The organism is Roseomonas alba (genome assembly GCF_019430885.1).
Taxonomy (GTDB): Bacteria; Pseudomonadota; Alphaproteobacteria; order Acetobacterales; family Acetobacteraceae; genus Neoroseomonas; species Neoroseomonas alba.
Window position 1 is genome coordinate 364,251 of sequence record NZ_JAHYBZ010000003.1, and the last position, 18,512, is coordinate 382,762.

General features: G+C 70.7%; 15 protein-coding genes. 12 read left to right on the top strand and 3 right to left on the bottom strand.

All coding sequences use genetic code 11. The annotated features are described in order from the left end of the window. Positions 1–7: 7 nt before the first annotated feature. On the bottom strand, positions 8–706 hold the full coding sequence (locus tag KPL78_RS10395; protein WP_219762873.1) for a hypothetical protein: 699 nt from the start codon (positions 704–706) through the stop codon (positions 8–10). A 190-nt stretch (positions 707–896) separates the two neighbouring features. Here KPL78_RS10395 and KPL78_RS10400 point away from each other — a divergent pair, with 190 nt between their 5' ends. From KPL78_RS10400 to KPL78_RS10440, 9 genes are all read left to right on the top strand, one after another. Next, positions 897–1,874, top strand: a complete 978-nt coding sequence (locus KPL78_RS10400) for a Bug family tripartite tricarboxylate transporter substrate binding protein (RefSeq protein ID WP_219762874.1) — start codon at positions 897–899, stop codon at positions 1,872–1,874. A 653-nt stretch (positions 1,875–2,527) separates the two neighbouring features. Next, positions 2,528–4,735: a DUF3141 domain-containing protein gene (locus tag KPL78_RS10405; RefSeq protein WP_219762875.1), complete on the top strand. Its 2,208-nt coding sequence runs from the start codon at positions 2,528–2,530 to the stop codon at positions 4,733–4,735. A gap of 64 nt (positions 4,736–4,799) precedes the next feature. After that, positions 4,800–7,865: a double-strand break repair protein AddB gene (gene addB / locus KPL78_RS10410; RefSeq protein WP_369412726.1), complete on the top strand. Its 3,066-nt coding sequence runs from the start codon at positions 4,800–4,802 to the stop codon at positions 7,863–7,865. Between the two features lie 348 nt (positions 7,866–8,213). Further along, on the top strand, positions 8,214–8,825 hold the full coding sequence (locus tag KPL78_RS10415) for a glutathione S-transferase family protein (RefSeq protein ID WP_255568838.1): 612 nt from the start codon (positions 8,214–8,216) through the stop codon (positions 8,823–8,825). 2 nt (positions 8,826–8,827) lie between these two features. Continuing rightward, positions 8,828–10,027: a CaiB/BaiF CoA transferase family protein gene (locus KPL78_RS10420; RefSeq protein WP_219762876.1), complete on the top strand. Its 1,200-nt coding sequence runs from the start codon at positions 8,828–8,830 to the stop codon at positions 10,025–10,027. Further along, on the top strand, positions 10,028–10,621 hold the full coding sequence (locus KPL78_RS10425; protein WP_219762877.1) for a carboxymuconolactone decarboxylase family protein: 594 nt from the start codon (positions 10,028–10,030) through the stop codon (positions 10,619–10,621). It abuts the gene before it with no gap. A gap of 35 nt (positions 10,622–10,656) precedes the next feature. Beyond that, entirely contained in the window at positions 10,657–11,628 is a 972-nt protein-coding gene (locus tag KPL78_RS10430) for a Bug family tripartite tricarboxylate transporter substrate binding protein (protein ID WP_219762878.1), read from the top strand. Between the two features lie 82 nt (positions 11,629–11,710). Beyond that, on the top strand, positions 11,711–12,673 hold the full coding sequence (locus KPL78_RS10435; RefSeq protein WP_219762879.1) for a Bug family tripartite tricarboxylate transporter substrate binding protein: 963 nt from the start codon (positions 11,711–11,713) through the stop codon (positions 12,671–12,673). A 62-nt stretch (positions 12,674–12,735) separates the two neighbouring features. Then, positions 12,736–13,476, top strand: coding sequence for a GntR family transcriptional regulator (locus KPL78_RS10440; protein WP_219762880.1), 741 nt, complete (start codon positions 12,736–12,738; stop codon positions 13,474–13,476). A gap of 13 nt (positions 13,477–13,489) precedes the next feature. Here KPL78_RS10440 and KPL78_RS10445 read toward each other — a convergent pair whose 3' ends face one another. Further along, positions 13,490–14,833: an NAD(P)/FAD-dependent oxidoreductase gene (locus KPL78_RS10445; protein ID WP_219762881.1), complete on the bottom strand. Its 1,344-nt coding sequence runs from the start codon at positions 14,831–14,833 to the stop codon at positions 13,490–13,492. Between the two features lie 164 nt (positions 14,834–14,997). On the opposite strand from KPL78_RS10445, the gene KPL78_RS10450 reads away from it, so the two are divergent. Beyond that, complete coding sequence (locus tag KPL78_RS10450; protein ID WP_219762882.1) at positions 14,998–15,978, top strand: Bug family tripartite tricarboxylate transporter substrate binding protein; 981 nt, start codon at positions 14,998–15,000, stop codon at positions 15,976–15,978. A gap of 14 nt (positions 15,979–15,992) precedes the next feature. Here the strand turns inward: KPL78_RS10450 and KPL78_RS10455 are convergent, their stop codons facing one another. Beyond that, positions 15,993–16,682: a glutathione S-transferase family protein gene (locus tag KPL78_RS10455; RefSeq protein WP_219762883.1), complete on the bottom strand. Its 690-nt coding sequence runs from the start codon at positions 16,680–16,682 to the stop codon at positions 15,993–15,995. On the opposite strand from KPL78_RS10455, the gene KPL78_RS10460 reads away from it, so the two are divergent. Then, positions 16,681–17,112, top strand: coding sequence for a PaaI family thioesterase (locus KPL78_RS10460; RefSeq protein ID WP_219762884.1), 432 nt, complete (start codon positions 16,681–16,683; stop codon positions 17,110–17,112). The two genes, KPL78_RS10455 and KPL78_RS10460, sit on opposite strands and share 2 nt — an antisense overlap. A gap of 49 nt (positions 17,113–17,161) precedes the next feature. Continuing rightward, positions 17,162–18,364 (top strand): acetyl-CoA C-acyltransferase, encoded by a 1,203-nt coding sequence (locus KPL78_RS10465; RefSeq protein WP_219762885.1) that lies wholly within the window; start codon positions 17,162–17,164, stop codon positions 18,362–18,364. Positions 18,365–18,512: the final 148 nt, after the last annotated feature.

The following is an 18,512-nucleotide window of genomic DNA, read 5'->3' on the forward strand; positions in this document are numbered from 1 at the left end:
CGAGCCGTCACCGGGCGGCCACAGCCGCGACCTCAGGAGCAGAAGTAGCGGCGGCCACGGGATCGGATGCGCCGACCCTTGCCTGTTCCGCCATCCGGTCGAGCCGCGAGAGGTCCTGCTCCTGTTCCTGTCGCATCACCAGGCCGGCGGGGTCGCAGGTGCTGTCCGGCTGCGCGCGGCAGCGTTCATCGGCCAGGGCGAGTTGCGCCGCGCGGCTCGCGATGATCGCCTGGCGCCGCGTCTCGAAGAACCGGGTGCGGGTCTCCTCGTCGGGAAATGTCGCCGGGACCATGGCGATGGTGACTTCCCCGGGGTAGCGCATGGTCCGCGCCGAGGCAGCACTGATGATGGTTGCCGTCGCCCCGATGATGCCGTTCGGCGCCATGCGGAACACGGCCGGATCGTCGCTGGGTCGCATCACCTCGGCGGTTTCGAGGTAGCCATCCGCGCGGCAGCGCACCTCGAGAACCGCGTAGGACCGCGGCAGCGTCACCGTGCCAGGGGAGGCCGCAACCTCCGCCACGACGCGATCGCCGCGGTGGACGGAACATTGCGCGCCTGGCGGATCGGTGGCCACCGCGACCTCTCCATTCCACGGCGGCCCCGGATGGGCGGCACGCAGCGCGGCGTTGAGCGCCGCCGTCGCGCAGCCGGACAGGAACAGCATGGCGGTCAACGGCATTACCAATCGCAGGCATGCAGTCACGGGTTGTACTCCACGATTCAGATAGTGCGCGTGGATTGTAACCCGAGGATCTGGGCGGCAGTGAAGCACAAGGCCGTGCCCAAGAGCCCGAGGCGGGAGATTTCCTTCGGGCGGATGACGGGATAAGGCTCGGCTTCGCCCGGGGCACGGACCGGGACAGGAACTGCGCCGCACTGCCGGAGGAACCGCCATGACCATCACCCGCCGCGGGCTTGTCGCCTTGCCCGCCTTGTCGCTGCTGCCCGGCGTCGCGCGCGCCCAGGATGGATGGCCGGATCGCCCGGTGCGCTTCATCGTCCCCTTTCCCGGGGGATCGAGCCCCGACCTGACCGGCCGGGTGGCGGCGGAACACCTGGCCAAGGCGCTCGGCCATCCCGTCGTGGTGGACAATCGTGCGGGCGCCGGCGGCAATATCGGCACCGACGCCATCGCCAAAGCCACCGACGGGCACACCATCGGACTGTCGATCAACGGCCCGCTGACCACCGCCCCGGCGCTCTACCCGGACCTTCCCTATGACCCGGTGAAGGACCTGATCCCGGTGTCGCTGCTGGCCCGCGGCCCACAGTTCCTGGTGGTGAACAACGACCTGCCCGCGACGGACCTCACGAGCTTCCTTGCCTATCTGCGGGCCAATCCCGGCAAGGTCGCCTTCGGCTCTGTGGGATCGGGGTCCGGCGGGCATCTCGGCATGCTCGACCTGCTGGCACGGACCAATTCGCCCGAGATGCTGCACGTCGCCTATCGCGGCTTCCCGGCCGCGACGCTCGACCTGGTCGCCGGGCGCATCCAGGCGATGATGGTCACCACCGCCGCCGTGCTGCCGCAGGTGCAGGCGGGGCAGATCCGCGCCCTCGCCGTGACCTCCGCCGCCCGCTTCGCGCCGACGCCGACCGTGCTGACGCTGGCGGAGCAGGGCCTGGCCAACGCCGAATCCTATGGCTGGCAGACCATGGTGGTGCCGGCCTCGACGCCGCCGGAGCGCGTCGCACGACTGGCCACGGCAACGCAGCAGGGCCTGCGCGATCCCGCCGCACGCCAACGCCTGGAGGGGGCGGGCTTCGAGGTGATGGCCACCACCCCGGCCGAGGCCGCCGCCTTCCTGGCAGAGGAGACCGCGCGGTGGGGCGGCATGATCCGGCGACTCAATATCCGGCTGGACGGCTGAGAGCCTGCCCGGACCGTCCAGCCCGAGCGCCGGACCACATCCCGCGGGGCCCGCGCGCGTAAAGGCCTTCCTGGGTGCTGCCGCTGCGGGCAACGGGGTGGGCTCTGCCCGACAGGCGCGAAGATTCTGGTGATGGCGGAGCGGAGAAGGGCTCTGCCCTCCCCCGGAACCCCCACCCGCCAAAGGCCACAGGGCCTTTGGAAACCTTGACTTGGCTCCGGGCGCAGCGGTCCGGCCGTCATCAGGCACGCGTCTCGTGCTCTGCGCCAGGAAGCATGACCGAGCCCTGCGCACCGCGCGCGCCTCGTCAATGCGAAACGCGCTCCCCGCACGCCAGGTATCGGTTTCCGAAGGCCTGTGGCCTTTGGTGGGCGCGAAGCACTACTTCGCGGCGCACGGGAGGGGCAAAGACCCTCCCCATCGCGCACTCATCGCCGTGCCTATGGCGCGGAGCCACTCCAATTCCACGGCGGAACGAGGCCGGACTGGCCCCGCGCACCAAGCCGGTCACGGAGTTGTCTCATATCAAACCGTCCAGCGGCGCATATGGTAGGAGCACCTCAGGCCGTTGGCATGGAGCACGCGTCGCGTGGCGCATGTCTGCCCGGCCATTCGTTACGCGGCGCACCGCCGCGCCATCACGGAGGCAGCCCATGCCCAACGACATGCCCCTGTTGCCCTGGGCGTCCTACGCGGTCGATGCCTGGCAGCGATCGATCCTCTTTCTCGACGTGCTGCGCCAGCGCGGCAACGCCTTCCTGGCGTCTGAGGACGACCCGATGCGCAATGTCCTCAGCTTCGGGTTCGAGGTGGTGATGGACGGGAAGGACCTGCCGAACCCCTGCAACTATTGGATGGCCCGCATCATTCCGCCGGAAGGTGCACCGCCGACCGACCCGCTGGCGCGGCCCTTCATGGTCATCGACCCGCGCGCCGGCCATGGTCCGGGCATCGGCGGCTTCAAGGCGGACAGCGAGATCGGTGTCGCGCTCGCCGCCGGCCACCCCTGCTATTTCGTCGGCTTCCGCCCGCGCCCCGAACCCGGCCAGACCATTGAACACGTGGTCCACGCCATCGTCGCCTTCGCCGAGGAAGCCGGCGGCCGCCATGCCAAGGCCGACGGCAAGCTGGTCGCTATCGGCAACTGCCAGGCCGGCTGGGCCCTGATGATGGCCGCCGCCATCCGGCCCGAGGCCTTCGGCCCGCTGATCATCGCCGGCACGCCGCTGTCCTACTGGGCCGGCGTGAAGGGCCGCGCGCCGATGCGCTACCTCGGCGGCATGCTCGGCGGATCCTGGCTGACGGCGCTGACCGGCGATCTCGGCGCCGGCGTCTTCGACGGTGCCTGGCTGGTCTCCAACTTCGAATCCGGCAATCCGGCCAACACCTACTGGACCAAGCAGTACGAAGTCTGGGCGGATGTCGACCATGCCGCCCCACGCTATCTCGGCTTCGAGAAATGGTGGGGCGGCCATGTCATGATGAACGCCGAGGAAATGCAGTTCATCGTCGACGAGCTCTTCGTCGGCAACCGCCTGGCGACGGGCGAGCTGACCTTCTCCGACGGCACGCGCGTCGATCTGCGAGCGATCCAGTCGCCGATCATCGTCTTCTGCTCGCAGGGCGACGAGATCACGCCGCCCGCGCAGGCGCTGTCCTGGATCACCGATCTCTACAGCAATCTCCAGGACCTGCAGACCCACGGCCAGACCATCGTCTATTCCGTGCATGGCAGCATCGGCCATCTCGGCATCTTCGTCTCGGGCGGGGTCGCACGGAAGGAACACCAGGAATTCGCCTCCAACATCGACATGATCGATGTGCTGCCGCCGGGCCTCTACGAGACGGTGCTGCATCCGGCGGCGGAGGAGCAGAACGCCGTGCTGACCGGCCACGGCAACTGGGTCGCGACCTTCGAGGCGCGGGACCTGCCCGATCTCGCCGTCCATGGCGGCACCGACCCCGAGGATGAACGCCGCTTCGCCGCCGTGCGCCGGGTGTCCGAGACCAACCTCGCCCTGTATCGCCAATATGTGCAGCCCACCGTCCGCGCCCTGGCGACGCCGCCCGTCGCGATGGTCACGGAGCATCTGCATCCCACCCGCATGGGCTACACGCTGTTCTCCGACCGCAATCCGGCCATGACCTGGGTGGGCTGGGCGGCCGATCTGACCCGCGCCAACCGCCAGCCTGTGCCGGCCGACAATCCCGGCCGTGCCGCCGAGCGCCAGGTCTCCGAGGCGATCACGGGCCAGCTCGAAGCCTATGGCCGCCAGCGCGACGCGCTGACCGAACGCATCTTCCGCGAGGTCTATGCCGCGCCGGTGGTGCAGGCCGCGACCGGCGTCGCGGCCGGCAGCGCCCCGCCGCGGCGGCGCCCCAGCGAATCTCCCGATCACCGCGCCTTCGTGGCGCTCGCGGCCGAACGGCTGCGCGCCACCATGGCCGAGGGTGGCCTGCGCGAAGCGGTGGTGCGCGCCCTGTTGTGGGTGCGGCTGCCGGTCTCGAATGCCGATGAACGGTCCTTCGGCGTGGTGCGCCGCATCCGGGCGGCGATCGGGCCGGACAAGCTGCCGCTGGCGGAGTTCAAGCGCATCGTGCGCCAGCAATTCTTCATGCTTCTGCTCGACCCGGCTGAGGCCATCGCGACCCTGCCCGCTCTCTTGCCCGAGGAGACCGCACTGCGCGAGGAAGCGCTGAAAGCGATCCGTTCGGTCGTGGAGGCCACGGGCGACATCCCGCCCGCCGTCGCTGACCGCATGGCGGAGGTCGAGCGGCTCTTCTCCGGCGGAGCGACGCCGGAGGCGGCTGGCAGCGGCAAGGTGCGGAAGCTGCGGCCGGCGAAGCCGGACGCCGCCTGACCCGTGAGGGGGAGCGACGGTCCCGGCTGCGCGACATGACGACGCTGTGGCATGAAGGGGGGCAGTGCCCTTTCAGCGCCGGCCGATGAACCTCTACGCTATCCCCCCTTCCGCGTCCTTCCTCGAAACCCTGGCGCTCGGCCTGCTGGCCCGGCTGCCCGGCGATGACCCCGCGACCCTGGCCCGCGCAACGCTGTTGCTGCCGACCCGCCGCGCCGCCCGGGGCCTACGGGAGGCCTTCCTGCGCGCGGCCGGCGGCCGCGCTCTGCTGCTGCCGCGCATGCGCGCCCTGGCCGGCCTGTCGACCGAGGAAGCGGACGAGCTGGCCCTGCCCGATCTGCTCGACCTGCCGCCCGCCGTCGCGCCGCTGACACGCCAGGCTGTGCTGGCCGAGATGGCCCAGCGCATCCCCCGCCGCCATGGTGGGCCCGCTACGCCGGAACAGGCCTGGCTGTTGGCGGGGGAACTGGCGCGGCTGTTCGACGAGATCGCGCTCGAGGAACCCGACCTCGCCATGCTGGAACACGCCCCGCCGGAGGACTTCGCCGCGGCCTGGCTGGAGCGGCTGGATGGCTTGGTGCCCGACCGGCATGCGGCGCATTGGCAGATCACCACGACGGTGCTGCGCGCGGCGGCGTTGGACTGGAATCGCTGGCTGACAGAACGCGGGCTGCTCGATATCGGCGTGCGGCGCGTGAAGGCGCTGGCGGCGCAGGCGGCAGCCTGGAGGGATGCGCCGCTCGAACACCCCACCGTCGCGGCGGGCATCGGCGCCGGCGGCACCATCCCGGCCGCGGCCGAATTGCTGCGCGTGCTGGCTGCCGCGCCGCAGGGTGCGGTGGTGCTGCAAGGCCTGCCGGAACCGGTCGCACCTGCCCTGTGGGAGGCGATCGGCGCAGCGCCCACCCATCCCCTGGCCGGCCAAGCGCGCTTGCTTAAGGCGATGGGCGCTGGCCCGGATGCCCTGCGCCCCTGGTACGCCGACGCGCCGGAGGGCACCCCGCCGGACCGTGCCGTGCTGCTGGGCCGCGCCCTCACGCCCGCCGAAGGCCTGCCGGCCTGGACCGAGCACGACAGGCCGCGCTGGTCCGCCGCGCTGACGGGCCTGTCGCGCCTGGTCGCCGCCGATGCACAGCAGGAAGCCGCCGCCATCGCCCTGCTGCTGCGGGAAAGCGCTGAAACGCCCGGCGCTCGCGCTGCCTTGGTCACGCCGGATCGCGACCTCGCGCGCCGCGTCTCGGCGGAACTCGCCCGTCACGGCATCACGGCTGACGATTCCGCCGGTGAACCGCTGGCCGAAACCCCCGCCGCCTCCTTCCTGCGCCTGATCGGGCGGATGGTCGCGGAGGGCTTTGCGCCGGTGCCGCTGCTCGCCGTGCTCAAGCATCCGCTCTGCGCCGGCGGGCTGGATCGCACGGATTGGGTACTGGCGGCGCGGCGGATGGAACACGACGCCCTGCGCGGCCCGCGCCCGGCGCCGGGGTTCGCGGGGCTGCGGGCCTCTGTCGCCGCCTCGAAGGCCGGGGCGCTCGCCGAGGTATCGCGGCTGCTCGATGCGCTGGAGGGCGCGCTGGACGGCTTCACCACCCTGCCCGACGCACCCGCCCTGCCGCCGGCGGACCTGCTGCGCGCGCATCTCGCGGCAGCCGAGGCGTTGGCGGCCACGCCCGACCTGCCCGGCGGGCTGCGGCTCTATGCCGGCGAGGAGGGCGAACCCCTCGCCCGCCACCTGCATGACCTGACCGAGGCACTTCCCAACCTGCCGCCCATCGCGCCGGCCGACTGGCCGGACCTGTTCGAGGCCGCCCTCGCCGGGCCCGTCGCGCCATCCCTGCGCGCAACGCGCGGGCGCGGCGATGCGGCGCATCCGCGCATCGCGATCCTCGGCCTGCTGGAAGCGCGGCTGCAATCCTTCGATCGCGTGGTGCTCGGCGCGCTGGAGGAAACCGCCTGGCCGCAGGCGACCGATCCTGGCCCATGGATGTCGCGTCCGATGCGCGCCGCCTTCGGCCTGCCGGAACCCGAAGCGCGCATCGGCCGCGTCGCCGCCGACTTCCTGTTTGCCGCCGCGGCAGCGCCGGAGGCGGTGCTGTCCTCCGCCGCGCGGCGCGGCGGGTCGCCTACCGTGCCGGCGCGCTGGCTGGTGCGGCTCGATACCTTCCTCGCGGGGCAGGACGGGTTGGCGTTGCGGGCCTCCCCCGCGGCCGCCTGGGCCGCGGCGCTGGATGCGCCGGATGCGGTGACGCCCATCCCACGCCCCGCCCCGGCACCGCCCGCCGCGCTGCGGCCGCGCCGCCTGACGGTGTCCGATGCCGGGCTGCTGATCGCCGACCCTTACGCCTTCTACGCGAAGCGCGTGCTGCGCCTCGACCCGCTGAAGGCGCTGGAGGAGGAGGTCGGCGCGCTCGACTACGGCATGCTGGTGCACGCGGCCATGGCGGGCTTCCTGCGCGCCATCGGCACCGGCTGGCCGGGCGAGGCCGCCGCCCAGGACGCCTGGGACCGCGCCAGCGAGAAGGCGCTGGACGATTATCGCGACCGGCCGGGCATCCTCGCCTTCTGGACGCCGCGCCTCGCCAATATCGGCGGCTTCGTGCTGGAGCAGGAGGCGGCGCTGCGCGGCATCGCCCCGCTGCGCGCCTGCCTGGTGGAGGTGAAGGGCCAGGCCCTTCTGCGCCTGCCTGGCGGCGAGATCGAGATCGAGGCCCGTGCCGACCGTCTCGACCAACTGCCGAACGGCGGCTGGCGCGTGGTGGACTACAAGACCGGTTCCGTGCCGACCGCCAAGGCGCTCGCCGCCGGTTCCGCGCCGCAACTGCCCATCGAGGCCTGGCTGCTGGAACAGGGCGCCTATCCCGGCAGCGGGGGCGCTGTGACCGACCTGCTCTACTGGCGCCTGACCGGTGGGGAACAGGCCGGCGAGGTGAAGGGGCTCGGTGCGACAGCGGAGGACGGCACGCCCTTCGCCGCGCTGGCACACGAACGGCTGATGGCACTGGCCGAGAAGTGGCTGCTCGGCGAGGCGCCCTTCCCCTCGCGCCCGCATCCGGGGCGCAGCGCGATGGGCGGCGACTACGATCACCTCGCCCGCATCGACGAGTGGTCGGCCGGCGTCGCGGACAATGGCTGATACCGCCGAGCCTTGCCGGTGACCTTTTCGGCAGCAAGGCGCGGCGGCATTGATGGGGCGGCCGCGCGCTCAACCGACACCCTGATACCGAGTCAGCCGTAGGGGCTGGCCGGTATCAGAGCCTGTCCCAGGGATCGCCTGGCGACGACTTCTGACATTGACGATGGTCCGCGCTCCCCGGCCGGCAGCAGCATGTTGGACTGTGTGGCAGGGCGGGGTGCGGGCAGCCGTCGAACCTTCAGGACAGGCTCTGACGTGGCGGGGGCTGGACGTCGGCGCCCAGCCCCTTAAAGTCATATGACTGACCTAACGACACAAGAAGGGAGGGGCGCCAAGCCCGCTTTGTCCATGATGAAACTGCACTGGTCCCCGCGCTCCCCCTATGTGCGCAAGGTGATGGTCGCCGCGCATGAGCTCGGCCTCGCCGACCGCATCCAGACCGTCCGCACCGTCGTCGCCATGGACAAGCCGGTGCCCGAGCTGATGCGCGAGAACCCGCTCAGCAAGATCCCGACCCTGGTCACCGAAGACGGGACCATCCTCTACGACAGCGCCGTCATCATGGAATATTTCGACAGCCTCGTCGGCGGCGGAAAGCTGATCCCGGCCTCGGGTCCCGCGCGCTTCGTCGAGCTGCGGCGTCATGCGCTGGCGAACGGCTTCCTCGACGTGCTGATCTACTGGCGGACCGAGCGCGCGCGCGAAACGCCGCTGCCCTCGATGATGCACAGCTACCAGACGAAGCTCGACGCCATCCTGCCCGCGCTGGATGCCGAGATCGGCGAAATCGCGCAGACGCCGGTCGGCATGGCGCAGATCACGCTGGCCATCGCCGGCGACTACATGGATTTCCGCTTCGCCGATCTTGGCTGGCGGGAACGGGCGCCGCGCTTCTCCGCCTGGCAGTCGAAGTTCCGCGAGAGGCCTTCGATGGTTGCCACGCCGGTGGTCGACGCCTGATCGTGGCCGGACCCCTGTCGCATCTGCGTGTGCTCGATCTCGGCCGCATCATGGCGGCCCCCTGGGCCACGCAGGTTCTTGCCGATCTCGGCGCCGAGGTGATCAAGATCGAACGCCCCGGCGCCGGGGACGACACGCGCGGCTGGGGTCCGCCCTTCCTCAAGGATCGCGACGGCAATCCGACGAAGGATGCGGGCTATTTCCTCTCGATGAATCGCGGCAAACGGTCGGTCACGCTCGACATCACCAAGCCGGAGGGGCAGGCGATCGCGCGCCGCCTCGCCCAGGACAGCGACATCGTCATCGAGAACTTCAAGGTCGGCGCGCTGGCGCGCTACGGCCTCGACGCCGCGTCGCTGCGCGCGCTCAAGCCCTCGCTGATCTACTGCTCGGTCACCGGCTTCGGCCAGGATGGGCCGCGCGCCGAACAGGCCGCCTATGACTTCATGATCCAGGCCATGTGCGGATTGATGAGCCTCACTGGCGAGGCCGATGGCGCGCCGCAGAAGGTCGGCGTGCCGATCATCGACCTGATGACGGGCATGTATGCGGTGACCGCCATCCTCGCCGCCGTCGCGCGCCGCGCCGAAACCGGCGAGGGTGCGACCATCGACCTCGCCATGCTCGATGTCGGCACCGCGGTGCTGTCCAACCAGGCGATGAACCATCTCGTCGGCGGACGCGTCCCGCATCGCGCCGGCAACCGGCATCCCAACATCCAGCCGCAGGACGTCTTCCCCGCGAAGGACGGGGAGATCGTGCTCGCGGTCGGCAATGACGCGCAGTTCGCCAAGCTATGCCACGCCATCGACCGCCCGGAATGGGCCGTCGATCCGCGCTTCATCCGCAACGCCGACCGCGTGCGGCACAATGCGGATCTCACGCCGCTGCTCGCCGAACGCTTCCGCGACTTCACGCGCGCGGAGCTGACAGGGCGGCTCGATGCCGCCGGCGTGCCGTGCGGGCCGATCAACACCGTGCCCGATGTCTTCGCCGATCCGCAGGTGATGCATCGCGACCTGCTGCGCCGCCTGCCGCATCCGGCGGGGGAAGTGCCCATGGTCCGCTCCCCCATCCGCATGGAGGGCACGCGCGACGACGCCGTGCCGCCGTTGCTCGGCGCGGATACCGAGGCGGTACTGGAATCGATCGGCATCGGCGCCGCGGAACGCGCCGCCCTCGCCGCCGGCGGAGTGATCTGAATGCCGCGCATCCCGCTTCCCGCGACACGCGAGGATCTCGCCGACGACGCCCAACGCGCCGTGTGGGACAGCGTCGTCGCCGGGCCGCGCGGCCGCGTCATCGGCCCGCTGCGCGCGGCGATCCATGCGCCGGATCTCGCCCGCGCCTGGTCGGCGCTGGGGGAATCGCTGCGCTTCGGCACCTCGCTCGGCAAGCGGCTGTCGGAACTCGCCATCATCGTCACCGGGCGGCGATGGTCGGCCCAGGTCGAATGGTTCGTGCATGCGCAGGCCGCCGCCGATGCGGGGCTGGAACCCGAGGTCATTGCCGCGATCCGCGATGGCGCGCCCCCGGATTTCACCCATCCCGACGATGCACTGATCTACGACTACGCACGCCTGCTGCTGCGCGACGGCACCGTGCCCGCCGCCCTGCATGCGCAGGTCACCGAACGCTTCGGCGTGCCGGGCGTGGTCGAGCTGACGGCGCTCATTGGCTACTACTCGATGGTCGCCATGACGCTGAATGCGCATGACGTCCCCTTGCCGGACGGCGCCACCCCGCCGCTCACCGCGCCGCCGGAAGGACTCTTCGCCCAGCCGCCGCCCGACTAGCGGCATCAATCAACGACAATCGGGAGGAAACAAACATGATCATCCGCAGAAGGACCGCCCTGTCAGCCCTGGCGCTGCCCGCGCTGGTCGGCCGCGCGCAGGCCGAAACCTTCCCCGACCAGCCGGTGCGTCTCGTCATCCCCTTCGCCGCCGGCGGCCCGGCGGACCTGATCGCGCGCACCATCGGCCGCGTGATGGGTGAAAGGCTCGGCAAGCCCGTGGTGGTCGAGGCGCGCGCCGGTGCGGCCGGGCTGATCGGCGTGGACTATGTCGCGAAGTCGCGGCCGGACGGCTACACGCTGGTGCTCGCCAGCAGCGGGGCGATGGCCGTGCTGCCGCATCTGCAGCCCAACATGCCCTTCGATCCGCGCACCGATCTTTCGCCGATCAGCCAGGTGATCGCGGTGCCGCAGATCGTCTCCGTCGCACCGGGGCTCGGGCCGCGCACCCTCGGCGAACTCGTCGCCATGGCCAAGGCGCGCCCGGGACAGCTCGCCTATGGCTCGGCCGGAATCGGCTCCTCGCTGCATCTTGCGGGTGAGTTGTTCAAGATGCGCGCCGGCATCGACATGGTGCACGTCCCCTTCCGCGGCGCGGCGCCGGCGGTGACGGAACTGCTCGCTGGACGGGTCCAGGTAGTACTCGCCGACGTGCCGGCGCTGATCGGGCACGTGCGCTCCGGTACGCTGCCGGCGCTTGCCATCACCGCGCAACAGCGCCTGTCGATCCTCCCCGAGGTGCCGACCGCCGAGGAGGCCGGCGTGCCGGGCCTGGTCAGCGAAACCTGGTACGGCGTGCTCGGCCCTGCCGGCCTGCCCGCCGACCGCGTGCGCATCCTGCATGCCGCGGTGCGTGGCGCCCTGGATGATCCGGACGCGCGCCGCGTCCTGCTCGACCAGGGCGGCCGCGTCGTCGGCAGCAACCCCGATGAGTTCGCGAGCTTCATCCGCGTTGCCTACGACCAGTGGGGCGAGGTGGTGCGCGCCACCGGCATGCGGCTCGAATGACATCGCTCTCGTCGCCAGGCGATCGCGGAGAATGCCGCGGCCGCTTGGCGCACCGCACCACGCCAAGGAGGAACTTCAAGGCATGACATTGACCCGCCGCACACTGCTCGCCGCGCCGGCCGCGCTCGCCATGCCGGCGCTTGCGCAAACCTTCCCCGATCGGCCGCTGCGGCTGGTGGTGCCTTTCGCGGCGGGCGGGTCCGCCGATGCCTCCGCCCGCATGCTGGCCGAACCTATGGGCGCGGCGCTTGGCCAGCCCGTGGTGGTGGACAACCGACCCGGTGCCGGCGCGACGATCGGCGCGCAGGCCGTCGCGCGCGCGGCGCCGGACGGGCTCACCCTGCTCTACGGCACGCCGGGGCCTCAGATCGTCAATCCGCATCTGATGCGCAGCCTGCCCTATGATCCGGTCAAGGATTTCGCGCCGGTGTCCGGCTACAAGCGCGCGCCGAACCTCCTCGCCATCCACCCCTCCCTGCCGGCGCAGAATGTCCAGGAGCTGATAGCGCTCGCCAAGGCGCGGCCGGGGCAGCTCAGCTTCGCCTCCTCGGGCATCGGGTCGTCATCGCATCTCGCCGGCGAGATGCTGAAGTTCATGGCACAGATCGACATCACCCATGTGCCCTATCGCGGCACCGGCCCGGCAACGACGGATCTGCTTGCGGGCACGGTCAGCATGGCGCTCGATACCATGTCGATCCTGTTGCCGCCGTCGCGCGCGGGGAATCTGCGCGCGCTCGCGGTCACCACGCCGCAGCGATCGCGCCAGGCGCCGGACATCCCCGCCCTGGCCGAGACACTGCCGGGCTTCGATGCCTCCCCCTTCAACTACATCGCCGCGCCGGCCGGCACCCCGGCGCCGGTCATCGCGCGGCTGAACGGTGTCATCGTCGCCATCCTCAACGACCCGGCCTATCGCGCGCGGATGGAAGCGCTGGGCGAGGAAGCGACGCCTTCGACGCCGGAGCAACTCGCCGCCACGATTGCCGAGGAATCCGCGCGCTGGAAGCGGGTGATCGACGCCGCGGGAATCCGCCTCGAATGACCGGTCGTGTCCGCCGCCGCGCCGTTCTGGACGCGGCGGCTGGCGCCGTGTAGCGAGCGCCCATGCCCGCCCCCGCCATCGACCTGAACCGGAGTGCCGTCGCGCGCTACATCCAGCTCGCGACGCTCTTCCGCCGCAGGATCGAGCAGGGTGCCTGGCGACCGGAACAACGCATCCCCACGGTGGATGAACTGGCCGCCGAATACGGTGTCGCACGGGCGACGATCCGCCAGGCGCTGGATCAGTTGGAAGGCGACGGCCTGATCGCGCGCTTCCGGGCCAAGGGCACCTTCGTGCGCAAGACGCCCGCGGCCAACCGGCTGTGGTGCGAGGTCGAGACCGATTGGTCCGGCCTGCTGCGGTCCCGGGAGGGCGCGGAGATCGAGATCCTCGGCGACGTGCCCGCCATTGCCGGCGCCGAGCTGCCGCCGGTCGAGATTGGCCGGCCGGCGCCGTTCTATCGGCACATCCGCCGGCGCCACTGGCGCGACGGGCAGCCTTTCCTGCTGGCGGATGTCTTCCTGAACGAACGTCTCTCGCCCAAGGTCACCCCGGAAGCACTGCGCAGCCGCACGGCGCTGAAGCTCGTTGCCGGCATTCCCGGCGTGCGCATCGCCGATGCGCGGCAGACCCTGACGATCGGCACGGCGGATGTGGAGACGGCCGCCGCGTTGCATGTGCCGCTGAACGCGCCCGTCGCATTCGTGCGGCGCGCCGCGGTCGATGCGCGCGGCGTGCTGCTGCTGGTGGCGGATGGAATCTATCGCGGGGACGTGGTGCGGATCGACATCAAGCTGCGGTGAAGGAAGACTGGTGTCAGATCCCGGTCGGCATCCGGATCGGACTACCGTCGAAGAAGCGCTTCAGCGCGAAGGGCGCCGGATCGACCACGGGCGGCGCCCCGGTCGCCAGATCCGCCGCCAACCGCCCCGCCGCCGGCCCAATGCCGAAGCCGTGCCCGCTGAACCCCGCCGCGACGACGACACCGGGCAGGGCCTCCACCGGCGATATCACCGGCACCGCATCGGGTGTCGAATCGATCCACCCGGCCCAGATGCGTGCCGCCTGGATGCCGGCGAGGTCAGGATAGGCCGCGACGATCTCGCGCAGCGCCGGTTCGACGATGCCGGTCATCGGCTTCGGGTCCAACACGCGCACGCGCTCGAAGACCGTCGGTTTCTCGAAGGACCACTTGCCGTGCCATGCATCGGGGCCTTCGAAGAAGGACCGCCCGACGCGGATTTGCACCACCGACCAGTTCTTGCGTAGCGCCGGCAGGAACTGCCGCGCATAGCGGATGCCGGCCGGCGTCAGCTCCAGCCGCCCGCGTGCGCGGGCGGCGACGATGTATCCACCGTCGAGGCGCGGCGTGAGGATGAAGTCCGGCGTGAACAGCCCGCCGGGGCTCACCTGCTTCGCCGGGGTCGTGGTGAATACAGTCGACATCACCGAGGATTGCGGCATGTCCGCGCCGTGCCGGCGCAGGAACATCGACGCCCAGGCCCCGCCCGCGACGACGACCGCCTGGCAGGCGATGCGTCCTGTCTCGGTAAAGACACCGGAGAGGCGGCCGCCCGTCATGTCGAGGCCACGCACCGCGCAGTTCTGATGCAGGGACACACCGAGCGCACGCGCGGCGCGCGCCAGCGCGGGTGCGGCCATCGACGGCTCGGCGCGGCCATCGCGCGGGGAGACAACGCCGCCGATCCAGTCCTGCGCATTGCCCGGCGTCAGGCGCTTCGCCTCGGCGCCATCGATGATGCGCACAGGCACCTGATAGGCCTGCGCCATGTCGGCCCAGCCCTGCCAGGCCGCGAGCTGTTGCGGATCCTTGGTGACGTAGACCAGGCCGTTGCGGCGGAACCCCATATCGGCGCCGATCTCGGCGGGGAGGCGATCCCACAACTCGTGACTGTGCTGCATGAGGGGAATTTCGCGCTCATCGCGATTGAGCAGACGGCACCAGCCCCAGTTGCGGCTCGACTGTTCGCCGGCGACCACGCCCTTGTCCAGCAGCGCCACCGCATGCCCGGCCTTGGCGAGCGCATAGGCCGTCGCGACACCGATGATGCCGGCACCGATGACGACGACATCGGCCGTGGCGGGCAGGATGGCGTCACTGTCCACCGAATCGAGCGGACGGCTGGCGGGTTGTGTCATGTGCCGATGCTTCGCGCACACGACAAAGCCTGTCCAGGGGCACGGCAACTTGCGTCGATGCATCGATGGGGCCAGCATCACGACCCTGCGACATGACTTGCGACAAGTGAGCACGCATCGCGAAGCGCCGTCCGTTCCGCCGTGAGTTCTGGAGGCTGTTGATTATGACCGAATTGAATCGTCGTGCCCTGATTGCCGCCACGTTGGCGATGCCCGCGCTGCGGTCCGCGCAGGCACAGGGTTCCTGGCCGACGCGCCCTGTGACCCTGGTGAATCCCTGGCCCGCCGGTGGGTCGTCGGACACCATGACCCGCATCTTCGCCCAGCGCTTCAGTCAGGCATTCGGCCAGAACTTCGTGGTGGAGAACCGGGCCGGCGCCTCCGGCACCATCGGACACAGCTATGTCGCGCAGTCGCGGCCCGACGGCTATGTGCTGCTGTCCGCGACCAACAGCACCTATGCCATCGCGCCGCATCTGATGGGCACCCTGCCCTACGACACGCGCGGCGCCTTCACCGGCATCAGCCTGCTGGCCCGCACGGCGCAGGCGGTCTGCGTGCATCCTTCCGTGCCGGTGACGACGATCCAGGAATTTCTCGCCTATGTGAAGGCACGGCCGGGCGAGATCACCTTCTCCTCCGCCGGCATCGGCGCGAGCAGCCACCTGGCGACCGAGTTGCTGATGTCCGCGGCCGGGCTCGACATGATGCATGTGCCCTATCGCGGCGGCGCGCCCTCGGCGCAGGCCGTGCTGGCGGGCGAGACGAACATGTCCTTCGTCGATGCCGTGACCGCGCTGCCGCACCGCCAGGCCGGCACGCTGAAGATGCTCGCGGTCAGCACGGCAGAGCGCACGCCCCTCGCGCCGGATGTACCGACGCTACAGGAAGCGGGCGTCGCGGGCTTCGAATCCTCGACTGACATGGCGCTGATGGCGCCCGCCAACCTGCCTGCGCCGATCGTCGCGCGCCTTACGGAGGCCGTGCAGGCGGCGGTCAACGATCCCGCCTTCCGCCAGCAGATCATTGCCCAGGGCGCGGCGCCGGTCGGCAGCACGCCGGCGGAATTCGCGACCTACTGGACGCAGGAAAGCGAGAAGTGGGCGACCGTCATCCGGGTCCGCAACATCCGCATGCCGACGTGATCGGCTGAGTCACGTCACGCCGCCGGCGCGGCGCTTCCCATGCCTGCCGGCGGTACTGTCCGCGCGACGCTGCCCAGCGCCTGCGCCGCGTCGAACAGCGCGGTGAGGGCCGGCCGGCCCTGACGCCAAACGAACGCCGTGTGCCGGCGCTCACAATAGCCGAACGCCGAGACCAGCGCGAAGAAGCCCGCGTCGCGCACCGCGAAGCCGCCCGCCGCGACATCGCGTTCCAGCGCATCGGCGACGCGCGCAGTGCGCTGCGTCTCCAGCGCGATCACCCCGGGCGAGCGTTCGTGCTCCGGCCGCCGCAGTTCTCGGTTCCACACGGCGATGCCGTCGATCATGCCGAGCACCCGGCCATAGGCGGCCAGCGCGCGCGGCGCCTCCGGGCCCGGCAGCAGGCGGCGCGCGGGTTCGACCAGGCTGTCCAGCATCATCAGCACCGGCGTCGTCTCGGTAAGGGTGGTACCGTCATCGAGCACCAGCGCCGGCACGCGCCCCACCGGGTTGTGCGGCAGCAGCACCGAGGCCGGATCGCGCAGCGTGGCCTCCACGACCGTGACACGGTCCTCGATGCCGAGTTCGATGACCGCCATGCGGGCGATGCGGGCATAGGGCGAACCGGGGGCATGGAACAGGCGCATGAGGGTCAGGCTATCACCCCCGGTTGACGGCGCCAGCCCGCCGGGCGAAGCGGGAGGCATGACCGACGCTCCCGCCCCCTTCGACCCTGCCGCCGCCGGCTGGAAGACCTTCCGCTGGCATGAGGACGGCTTCCCCACGCTGGTCGGCCCCTTCTGGTCGAAGAAGGAGGAGGCAGGCTGGGCCTATGGCCTGGTCGCCGAGGACAAGCACTCCAACGCCCATGGCATCGTCCATGGCGGCATGCTGGCGACCTTCCTCGACCAGATCCTGGGCGCGACCTGCTGGGAGGCGGCAAGCCGCGACCCGGTGGTGACCATCCAGCTCAACACGCATTTCGTGTCCGCCGCGCGAGCCGGGGACTTCCTGGAGGCCCGGGCCGAGGCGGTCCGCGCGACCAAGTCCATCGTCTTCGTCCGCGGCCAGATCACGATCGGCGACCGGATCGTCGCGACCGCGGATGGAGTGTGGAAGCGGCTGGGCGCGCGCTGACCGCTTCGCTACGCTGCCGGGCAAGAAACCGGCAGGGAAGGATGCGCCGATGCGCAGCGCCGTCATCGTCTCCACCGCGCGGACGCCGATCGGGCGGGCCTATCGCGGTGCCTTCAACGACACCAATGCGCAGACGCTCGGCGGCCATGCCGTGCGTGCCGCCGTGGAGCGCGCGAAGCTCGATCCGGCCGAGGTCGAGGACGTCATCATGGGCGCGGCCCTGCAGCAGGGCTGCCAGGGGTCGAATGTCGGGCGGCAGGTGGCGCTGGCGGCCGGGTTGCCGGACAGCGTGCCGGGCATGTCGCTGGACCGGCAGTGTTCCTCCGGGCTGATGGCCATCGCCACCGCGGCCAAGCAGATCCTGCATGACGGCATGCAGGTCGCGGTCGGCGGCGGGCTGGAATCCATCTCCCTGGTGCAGAACGACAAGGCGAACTGGTTCCGACGCGCTGATCCGTCGCTGATGGAGCGCGTGCCCGCGCTCTACATGTCGATGCTGGAGACGGCGGAGATCGTCGCCGACCGCTACGAGGTCAGCCGCGACGCGCAGGATGCATACGCCTTCCGCAGCCAGCAGCGCACCGCCGCCGCCCAGGCGCGCGGCGCCTTCGACGAGGAGATCGTGCCGCTCGCCTCGGTGATGAAGCTGGTGAACCGCGAGACGGGCGAGAGCAAGGACGTGCCCACCACGCTGATGCGCGACGAGGGCAACCGCGCGGACACGACGCTGGAGGGGCTGCAATCCCTCAAGCCCGTGTTCAAGGACGGGATGGTCGTCAAGCAGGGCCGCTTCATCACCGCGGGCAATGCGAGCCAGTTGTCGGATGGTGCCTCAGCCGCCGTGCTGATGGAGGAAGCCGAGGCATCACGCCGCGGCCTGCATCCGCTCGGCATCTATCGCGGCATGGTGGTGGCCGGCTGCGATCCGGGGGAGATGGGCATCGGCCCCGTCTTCGCCGTGCCGAAGCTGCTGAGGCAGCATGGCCTCGGCATCGACGACATCGGGCTGTGGGAACTGAACGAGGCCTTCGCCTGCCAGGTGCTGTATTGCCGCGACCGGCTCGGCATTCCCGATGAGTTGCTGAACGTCGATGGCGGAGCGATCTCGGTCGGGCATCCCTACGGCATGTCCGGCGCGCGCATGGCCGGGCATGCGCTGATCGAGGGCAAGAAGCGCGGGGCGAAATTCGTGGTGGTGACGATGTGCGTCGGCGGTGGCCAGGGAGCCGCCGGGTTGTTCGAGGTCGCGTGAAGAACTGGAGGGGCTCTGCCCCTCCAAACCACCCCGCCAGGGTGCCGTGCACCCCGGACCACCGGCACTTGGTGCCGGGCGCCGCGGTTCCGCGATTTTTGCGGCGTTCCTGATACGCCAGAGGCGCCCGTGCCTGCCTGCGGCGCAC

What these genes read in the sequence shown, in the direction of transcription:
- KPL78_RS10445 (WP_219762881.1), bottom strand. Translation starts at nt 14,833, where the DNA reads ATGACACAACCCGCCAGCCGTCCGCTCGATTCGGTGGACAGTGACGCC.
- KPL78_RS10465 (WP_219762885.1), top strand. Translation starts at nt 17,162, where the DNA reads ATGCGCAGCGCCGTCATCGTCTCCACCGCGCGGACGCCGATCGGGCGG.
- KPL78_RS10425 (WP_219762877.1), top strand. Translation starts at nt 10,028, where the DNA reads ATGCCGCGCATCCCGCTTCCCGCGACACGCGAGGATCTCGCCGACGAC.
- KPL78_RS10460 (WP_219762884.1), top strand. Translation starts at nt 16,681, where the DNA reads ATGACCGACGCTCCCGCCCCCTTCGACCCTGCCGCCGCCGGCTGGAAG.
- KPL78_RS10440 (WP_219762880.1), top strand. Translation starts at nt 12,736, where the DNA reads ATGCCCGCCCCCGCCATCGACCTGAACCGGAGTGCCGTCGCGCGCTAC.
- KPL78_RS10400 (WP_219762874.1), top strand. Translation starts at nt 897, where the DNA reads ATGACCATCACCCGCCGCGGGCTTGTCGCCTTGCCCGCCTTGTCGCTG.
- KPL78_RS10430 (WP_219762878.1), top strand. Translation starts at nt 10,657, where the DNA reads ATGATCATCCGCAGAAGGACCGCCCTGTCAGCCCTGGCGCTGCCCGCG.
- KPL78_RS10455 (WP_219762883.1), bottom strand. Translation starts at nt 16,682, where the DNA reads ATGCCTCCCGCTTCGCCCGGCGGGCTGGCGCCGTCAACCGGGGGTGAT.
- KPL78_RS10405 (WP_219762875.1), top strand. Translation starts at nt 2,528, where the DNA reads ATGCCCAACGACATGCCCCTGTTGCCCTGGGCGTCCTACGCGGTCGAT.
- KPL78_RS10415 (WP_255568838.1), top strand. Translation starts at nt 8,214, where the DNA reads ATGATGAAACTGCACTGGTCCCCGCGCTCCCCCTATGTGCGCAAGGTG.
- KPL78_RS10450 (WP_219762882.1), top strand. Translation starts at nt 14,998, where the DNA reads ATGACCGAATTGAATCGTCGTGCCCTGATTGCCGCCACGTTGGCGATG.
- KPL78_RS10435 (WP_219762879.1), top strand. Translation starts at nt 11,711, where the DNA reads ATGACATTGACCCGCCGCACACTGCTCGCCGCGCCGGCCGCGCTCGCC.